The organism is Clostridium sp. UBA6640, assembly GCF_002455975.1.
Classification (GTDB): Bacteria; Bacillota; Clostridia; order Clostridiales; family Clostridiaceae; genus Clostridium_J.
Genome location: NZ_DKLM01000021.1, coordinates 1 through 8,449, shown reverse-complemented (window position 1 = coordinate 8,449; position 8,449 = coordinate 1). Strand labels below are relative to the sequence as shown.

Sequence of the window (8,449 nt, the reverse complement as noted above, 5' to 3'; positions counted from 1 at the left end):
TAGACCCTCTACGACGTTTTTGTATAAGTTTGGCATTATATAACTCTTGTAAATAACGTTGAATTGTTCTTACGGATTTATTCAAAGCATTAGCTAAATAGCTTTGAGAAGGAAAACAGTGATCTTTGTCTCCATAAGCCATTGATTTTAATAAGCAGTATAATCTAAAAGCACCATTGCTCAAATTAGAGGTAATTGTATCATTTTGGATTATTGTATAGTTTGTCATTATTTATTACCTCCATCAAAAAATCTATCTATTGGAGATGCTTTTCTGTGTTTTTTCTTTAAATCTTCCGTTTCTAATTGTATATATTTTCTAGTAGTTGCTAAACTAGAATGTCCCATGATTCTCTGTAGGGTAAACAACTCCATAATTCCAGCTTTTACTGCATTTGTAGCAAATGTATGTCTAAAAATATACGGTGTACATCTTTTTTTCAATCCTACTTTTTCTCCCAATCGTCTAAAGGATAATATTAAATTTTGTTTTTTAATTTGTCCTCCATATGTGCTTTGGAATAAAAAATCTGATTTATTTTCTATTGCACAATTTACTAATTCCTTTAATAGTTTGCAAGTTTTCGGAGATATAGGTAATTGCCTACTAACTCTAGTTTTAGATACTTCTGCTCTTACATTGATTAAACCTTGCTTTAAATCTACATCATTTATTTTTAATTGCACCATTTCTCCTACCCTTATACCACAGTCCAATATTAATAGCATTGCTGAAAAATCTCTAAACCCTGCATATGTGCTTAAGTCGCAGGCATTAAGCAATTTCTTAACTTCTACATCTGTTAAGGGCTTAATAGTATCTTGTGGCGTTTTAACAAGTTTTAATTTTATATTAATGTTTTCATTAATATAATTATTTTGATGTAGCCATCTTAGGTAACATTTCAATGTTCTTAATCTAATATTTATAGTAAATGGACTATATTCTTTTTCTTGGAGCATAAAATATATATAATTCTTAAAAATATTTACATCTACCGCAACACGGTTTAAATCAGACTGTATATTCTCTTCTACATAATTCCTAAAATAATTTAAATTAATTGTATAATCGTCTAATGTACGTTCTGCAAGCCCTTCAAGCTCTTTATCTGCTATAAAAGCTTCATGTAATTCAATAAAATTATGCATAGATATTCTGTCGTCTATTTCTCGGTGTATTTGCATATCGGTATTTAAGTTAAATTTAATTTTCTTATTACCCATTGATATTCCTCACTTTCATGCATATTGTAGTGAGAAAATTTATATAACTTCTGCAATACGGTTTATTAAATTAAAAAAAGGGCTAGATTAATACATAACGTATTATCTAAACCCTTGATACTTCTAAAATTGGCGGGAATATGTGAGAATCGAACTCACCCGTCGTGGTCTTAGCACGGCAACACGGTTTTGAAGACCGGCAGGCACACCAGCACCTATCTACTCCCTTGTATTATGTTTTAAAGTAGAACACATATGAAATTGTAACACATATATTTTCACATTTCAACAATTTTCTGATTTTAATATAGTATTTTCTATTATAATTTTAAATAGACTATATTTGATATTAATATAGTAATCTATCATTCTCTACTCGCTTTGTAAATTTTATACTATCTAAATGTTCAAGTATAGCTACAGCATATTTTCTATTGGTTTCTAGAAGTTCTCTTGAAGTGGAAGCATTTATTGCTCCATTCTTTTCTATATATTCCTTAATCATAATTTTAGCATTCTCATAATTATCTTTTGTCAATACACATTCTTCGCTAAGCTTTACTAAAATTTCTTGATCTAATAATGATTCATATACCATTTTAAAAGTATTTTTATCTTTTTCTTCATTAGCTAACTCATTATATTTAGGGCAATTATATTTAGACTTCTCATATTCTGAAATAATATATTTTCTTATTCTCTCTTGTTCTTTATTATACTTAATATGAAAATCATATATGGAAATCAACTTTGAACTTACTTTTATTATTTTTCTTTCTTCTAAAAGTTGCAATATTTCATCATAATTCTTCTGCTTTAATGATTTTCCAAATATTTTATTTTTTATTTCTTCTTTAGACATTCCAAATTTTAATGGATTTTCTTTATGATATTCTACCAATAACCTTTCAATTTCAATTATTTTATCCTTCAAAAAATCTTTATGAATATATATATTGCTTTCTGAAGAAATTAATTTTATTACTAATCCTTCTTTTATAAGAGCTTCCAGTTTCTCATCTATATTTTCTAAATTTTTACCTAAACCTTTAATAATAGCTGTCATATCAGGATACTGCACGCTTAAATTATAAACAGCATTTTCTAATATGCTTTCTGTTCTCCCACTTTCTTTCAACTTTAATTGCTCAAGGTACTTTTTATCAAACCTCTTAGCTTTTTTAGCTACTGGCTCAATAATGCTACCACCTGCAATAGTGTACATAGGAGAATAATTTCTTATAACATATCTATCATTTCGTTGTGCTGTTATAGGTTTTTCCAATCTTAACTGTACATAAGCATTTTCACCTGGTTCGATTTCTTCCTTATCTAATATTACAACTCTACATAATACCTCCTCGGTACCATAATATAATCGAACCCTTTGCCTATTCACTAAAGTTCTATCAGCACTTTTTAAATAATAAAGATTACAATCTATAGTGCTGGAAGGCTCCATCATATTTTCTTTTGCAATTACATACCCTCTTTGAACTTCATTTAATTTGACATTAGCTAAATTAAGAGCGCATCTTTGACCTGCCTCTCCAAATTCACAACTTTCACCATGAATTTTAATTCCTCTAACCTTGGTAGTTATTTTTGATGGATATACTTCTATTGTATCTCCTACATTTACTCTACCACTAATTATAGTGCCAGTAACAACAGTTCCGAATCCTTTAATAGTAAAGACTCTATCTATTGGTAATCTAAAGTGTCCTTCTGTATCTTTAGCTTCTACCTCATCTGTCATAATTTCTATATCTTTTATAAGTTCCTCAAAACCTGTCTTAGTTTTTGAAGATACTGCATGTATTGGAGCATCTTCAAGGAAAGTTCCGCTAAACTCCTCTTTGATGTCTAACTTAATCATATCAATCCATTCTTCATCCACTAGATCTGCTTTAGTAAGTACTATTATTCCTCTTTTCACATTTAATAATTGAAGTATTTCAAAGTGTTCTCTAGTTTGAGGCATTATACCTTCATCAGCAGCAATAACTAGTAAAACTACATCTATGCTACTTATACCTGCTAACATGTTTTTTACAAATTTTTCATGACCAGGCACATCAATTATTCCAGCTCTTTTTCCTGAAGGTAAATCAAAATATGTAAAACCTAAGTTTATTGAAATTCCTCTATCTTTTTCTTCTTTTAAAGTATCTGTTTCTCTTCCTGTTAAAGCTTTAATTAAGGTAGTTTTACCATGATCAATATGACCAGCTGTGCCTATAATAATATGCTTCATAAAACATTCATCCTTTCAATTAGATAATTTCATATGCATGTGTATTATCTAAAAAGCCAATGCAAAACTCAATTAATATACAGTTACAATGCACGCTTCGATAAAAATTATTTTCTTATTTAAAATTCATATTTGAAAATGCTTTTGCAATTATGTCGAAATCTTTTTCAAATATAGTTCTTACATCTAAAATAAGTTCATCATTGAATATTCTTGTTATTATTGGCGTTTCATTATATCTAAGTTTTTGTTCCATCTCATTAGTTGAAAAGACTTTACTTTTAACTTTTATAACATAGGTTTCTATTTTTTCTGTAGGCATAGAACCTCCACCTACCATAGAAGTATCTAACGTTACAGTAAAATTGAAATCCTTAGTATTACTAGAAAGTTTTTTCTTAAATTTCATAGCCTTTTTCTTCATATCTTCTTTTGAAGCCAAAATCATATTTAGGCTTGGAATATTTTCTATAGCTGATTTTTCATCTAAATAATACTTAAGAGTACCCTCTAATGCTGCTAATGTCATTTTATCAATTCTTAACGCACGAGTTAATTGATTTTTTTTCATGAGATCTACATATTTTTTCTTTCCTACTATAATTCCAGCTTGAGGACCGCCTAACATTTTGTCTCCACTAAAAGTTATTATGTCAACACCTTTTTTTATACTTTCTTGTACTGTAGGCTCATAGGTAAATCCATATTTAGAAAAGTCTATTAAAACTCCACTTCCTATATCTTCTACTACCGGAATATCCATATCATTACCTAATTTTACTAGACTCTCAGCGTCAACTTCCTCAGTAAATCCATAAATTTTAAAATTGGAAGTATGTACTTTTAACAATAATCCTGTATTTTCATTTATATTATCTTCATAATCATATAAATGAGTCCTATTTGTAGTACCCACTTCCATAAGTTTAGCTCCACTAAATTTCATAACTTCAGGTACCCTAAAAGATCCACCTATTTCTACAAGTTGCCCTCTTGATACTATAGCTTCTTTATCTTTACATAATGTATCCAAAACAAGCATTATTGCTGCAGCATTATTGTTTACCACCATAGCAGCTTCTGCCCCTGTAATTTTAGTTATAAGCTCTTCTATATGACTATATCTTGAACCTCTTTTGCCACTATTTATGTCATACTCTAAATTATTGTAACTACTAGCTACCTCGATAGCATTTTTTATGGCACCATCACTTAAAAGTGAACGTCCTAAATTAGTGTGTATAACTGTGCCTGTAGCATTTATAACCTTTTTTAAATTAGGCTTTTTCTTGTCATTTAAAAGTTTAATTGCATAATTTAAAATCTCTTCTCTTTCAAAACTATGAATTTTCTCTTCTAATATATATCTTCTATATAAATCTATTGATTCTCTAAGAGAATCCACAACAATTGTTCTTCCTGTAATATTCAGCTCTCTTAATATTAAATTTTCTTTTAAAAGTTCGTCTATTTTAGGCAATTGCCTCAATAACTCTTTATCCATATTACTTCTCCTATACCATAACAAATTTATTCTACAATAATATACTTCTCCTGTAGACTAATTACTTCTCCTATTATGGCAGATTTTAATTCTAACTTGTCTAATTTCTCCATAATTTTTATACTTTCTTCTTTAGTTGTAGAAATTAATAGTCCACCTGAAGTCTGTGGGTCAAATAATAAATCTTCCATCCATAATTCAACATTTTTCAATTCATATTTCCCATCCAAATAATTTCTATTATTATAGCTACCTGCTGGAACTAAGCCCATCATTGCATATTCTTTAATACCTTCAATTATAGGTAATTTATCTTTATATAATTTAAAAGTCACATTAGATGCACTTGCCATTTCGTAGCCATGTCCCATTATGCTAAATCCAGTTACATCTGTGCAAGCACTAACATAATGCTCTGTTATGATTTCACCTGCATATTTGTTTAAGGTACTCATAACTTTAACACCTTCACTATAAGCTTCTTTTGAAGCCATATCTGCTTTTATCGCAGTAGTGAGTATCCCTGTTCCTAAAGGCTTAGTTAGTATTAATACTTCACCTTCTTTAGATCCATAATTTTTAAGAACCTTATCAGGATGTACTATTCCCATTACCGAAAGTCCATATTTAGGTTCATCATCAGAAACACTATGACCTCCTATTACCACAGCTCCAGCCTCTATAACTTTATCTGCTCCACCTTTTAATATCTCACCTAGAATCTCTATATTAAGGCAATTTGGAAAACAAACTATATTTAGTGCAACAGTAGGCTTTCCACCCATAGCATAAACATCACTTAGTGAATTGGCGGCAGCTATTTGCCCAAAAGTATAAGGATCATCCACTACTGGAGTGAAAAAGTCTAAGGTTTGAATAGTTGCCAAATCATCACTTAATTTATAAACTGCGGCATCATCTGATGTTTCTATGCCGACAATTAAATTATCATTGTGCATTTTAGGCAATTTGTTTAATATTTTTGAAAGGGTCTCCGGCCCTATTTTAGCTGCTCATCCTGACGTTTTTGAAAGTTCTGTCAATCTCTTTTCCATGTTAAACCCTCCTGCCTATAAATTTCTATAGGGATACATGTAAAAACTTAAAATATACTATAAAAAATAAATCTCCTATAAAAATAGCTTAACTTCTTAGAAATTAAGGATTAATAATTAAAAATGAAAAATTNNATGTATAAGTTAAATTCCCATTATGGAACCCTATAATAATCTACTAAGATTATTTTTTAAAATTTTGATAAGATTTCAACGTAATCATTTTATAATAATCCCTATCTAATGTCCACCTTATCTCTAAATTTATCAATAGTCTTCTCACCTATACCATCTACATTTGTGAGCTCCTCTATGGACTTAAATCCATTATTAGCATTTCTATATTCAATAATTGCTTTAGCTTTCGAGATCCCTATACCTGACAATTGGGTTAGTTCTTCAATAGTAGCCTTATTTATATTAATTTTTGAAGAACTATTAGAAGAATTACCTATACTATTTGAGCTAACTATACTAGAATCCCCCTCTTTATCATCTTTTCCATATATAACTATACAATCCTCATCATTTAACGTTTTTGAAAAATGTACTCTATTAGTATCTGCCTCTTCTGTTAATCCTCCTGCCATAGTTATTAAATCTCTTATTCTACTTCCTTTTTTTAAAGTATATTCCCTTGGATATTTTATTTTACCTTTAATATCTACTACTATAACTTCTTCATCGAATATTGAGTTCCTCTCTTCTTCATTACTTATATCCTTAGTCTCTATAAATATATCCTCATAAGCCTCTTTACTATTATTTCTAGTTATTAAATATCCACTAATAAGAAATACTATAGCTAACACTAATATACAAATAGAACCAATAATTTTTTCTTTATCTTTCATGAAATACTCTCCTTTCTATTTTGAGTATTTCCATATTCTATAAATATCTATCGATATTTATTAAATTTTTTGATATAATTGTAGCTATCATATTAAAATTACTAGGAGGAAGACATGAAAAAAGTAATTGCAAGTTTATTATTAGTAAGTACTCTTTCATTTTGCAATTTTAAATACATATTTGCAGCACCAACAGCTCCTGATCCTAGCGCTGCAGGAATGGTAGTGCTTGATGCAACTACTGGTGAGGTTCTATTTGAAAAAAACAAGGATGTTAGATATCCCCCTGCATCACCAACGAAACTGATGACTGCACTATTAACTTTAGAAAATTGCAATTTAGATGAAAAAGTTACAGTAGGAGCTACACCTCCAACTATAGAAGGCTCTAGAATATACATAGACCAAGGAGAAGTGCTTACAGTTAGACAATTATTATATTCTTTAATTATGGTTTCCGCTAATGATTGTGCACAAGCTTTAGCAGAACATATAGGTGGAACTCAGGAAAATTTTTCAAAAATGATGAATGAAAGAGCAGTGGAATTAGGTTGTAAAAATACTAATTTTACAAATCCTCATGGATTATATGAGCCAAATCATAGAACTACTGCTTATGATTTAGCATTAGTGGAAAAAGAGCTTTTAAAGAATCCTGAGTATATTAAGATTTCAAAGACAAAAACTTTATTTTTAGACCCTACAAATAAATATAAGGAAAAAAGGCCACTATGGAATGATAATAGGCTTTTACATGATTATGAAGACTATTATTATGAACCATGTATAGCAGCTAAAACAGGCTATACTGACGAATCTTTACATTCCTTTGTAGCTTCTGCAGAAAAAGGAAGTGAAAAATATATAGTTTCTCTTCTATATGATCCTTATAAGACTTATTTTAAAGATAGTAGAGATATATTTGAATGGGCTTTTAATAATTTCGATACAATAAAACTTTATAGTAAAGATGATTTAATAACTTCTTATGAAGCTGAGGATGGTACCGTAATTCCTCTACTAGCCTCAAATGATGAGTTTTACACTAAAGATTTATCTGTAAAAGAAGAACCTCAAATTTCTTTTAATATAGATAACCTTGATAAAAAGTCATTTTTAAAAGGTCAGTTAATAGCTACTGCTACAATGAAATATAATAATAAGATAAGTGAAATTAAACTTATTAGTGGAACAGATTATACACCTAAAAGGTTTCCTGTAGCTGCTAAAATTATAAAAAATAATGAGAGAACTATAAAAATTACTTTAGTTATTGGGTTTATACTATTATTAGTATTAATAGTACTAATAATAAGGGGAATAAATTTAAGAAAAAAAAGACGTAGAAGATTAAATAAATTAAGAGGAAGACACTAAAGTTTAAAGATTAATAATAAAAATTTTTATTATTAAAGTTAAGATTATGTATATGCATAGGTGAACTTCTATTGAGTAACCCCATATATAGATGTACCACTTCTAAATTTGATCTATCCCTGAAAGTAATTAACATTTATCGGTATTGATACCAATACTACTAAATTCACAATTC

At 29.1% G+C, this 8,449-nt stretch carries 7 protein-coding genes and 1 tRNA gene; 1 reads left to right on the top strand and 7 read right to left on the bottom strand.

What is annotated here, in order from left to right; genetic code table 11:
• The 7 genes from B2W91_RS02740 to B2W91_RS02710 all read right to left on the bottom strand — a co-directional run.
• Positions 1 to 229 (bottom strand): helix-turn-helix domain-containing protein (locus B2W91_RS02740; protein ID WP_291578751.1); only part of this gene is annotated, 229 nt, incomplete at its 3' end.
• The gene (locus B2W91_RS02735; RefSeq protein WP_291578750.1) at positions 229 to 1,227 is read right to left on the bottom strand and encodes a tyrosine-type recombinase/integrase; all 999 of its coding nucleotides are present in this window, start codon (positions 1,225 to 1,227) and stop codon (positions 229 to 231) included. The genes B2W91_RS02740 and B2W91_RS02735, both read right to left, overlap by 1 nt.
• Before the next feature lie 130 nt (positions 1,228 to 1,357).
• A tRNA-Sec gene (locus tag B2W91_RS02730) sits at positions 1,358 to 1,454 on the bottom strand.
• A gap of 122 nt (positions 1,455 to 1,576) precedes the next feature.
• Entirely contained in the window at positions 1,577 to 3,484 is a 1,908-nt protein-coding gene (gene selB / locus B2W91_RS02725; protein WP_291578749.1) for a selenocysteine-specific translation elongation factor, read from the bottom strand.
• A 115-nt stretch (positions 3,485 to 3,599) separates the two neighbouring features.
• The gene (gene selA / locus B2W91_RS02720; protein WP_291578748.1) at positions 3,600 to 4,988 is read right to left on the bottom strand and encodes an L-seryl-tRNA(Sec) selenium transferase; all 1,389 of its coding nucleotides are present in this window, start codon (positions 4,986 to 4,988) and stop codon (positions 3,600 to 3,602) included.
• A 26-nt stretch (positions 4,989 to 5,014) separates the two neighbouring features.
• The gene (gene selD, locus B2W91_RS02715) at positions 5,015 to 6,043 is read right to left on the bottom strand and encodes a selenide, water dikinase SelD (RefSeq protein ID WP_291578747.1); all 1,029 of its coding nucleotides are present in this window, start codon (positions 6,041 to 6,043) and stop codon (positions 5,015 to 5,017) included.
• 236 nt (positions 6,044 to 6,279) lie between these two features.
• Positions 6,280 to 6,897 (bottom strand): helix-hairpin-helix domain-containing protein, encoded by a 618-nt coding sequence (locus B2W91_RS02710; RefSeq protein ID WP_291578746.1) that lies wholly within the window; start codon positions 6,895 to 6,897, stop codon positions 6,280 to 6,282.
• A gap of 114 nt (positions 6,898 to 7,011) precedes the next feature.
• Between B2W91_RS02710 and B2W91_RS02705 the strand changes: the two genes are divergently transcribed.
• A complete protein-coding gene (locus B2W91_RS02705) occupies positions 7,012 to 8,274 on the top strand; it encodes a D-alanyl-D-alanine carboxypeptidase family protein (RefSeq protein ID WP_291578745.1) in 1,263 nt (420 codons plus the stop codon).
• The last annotated feature ends 175 nt before the right edge of the window (positions 8,275 to 8,449 follow it).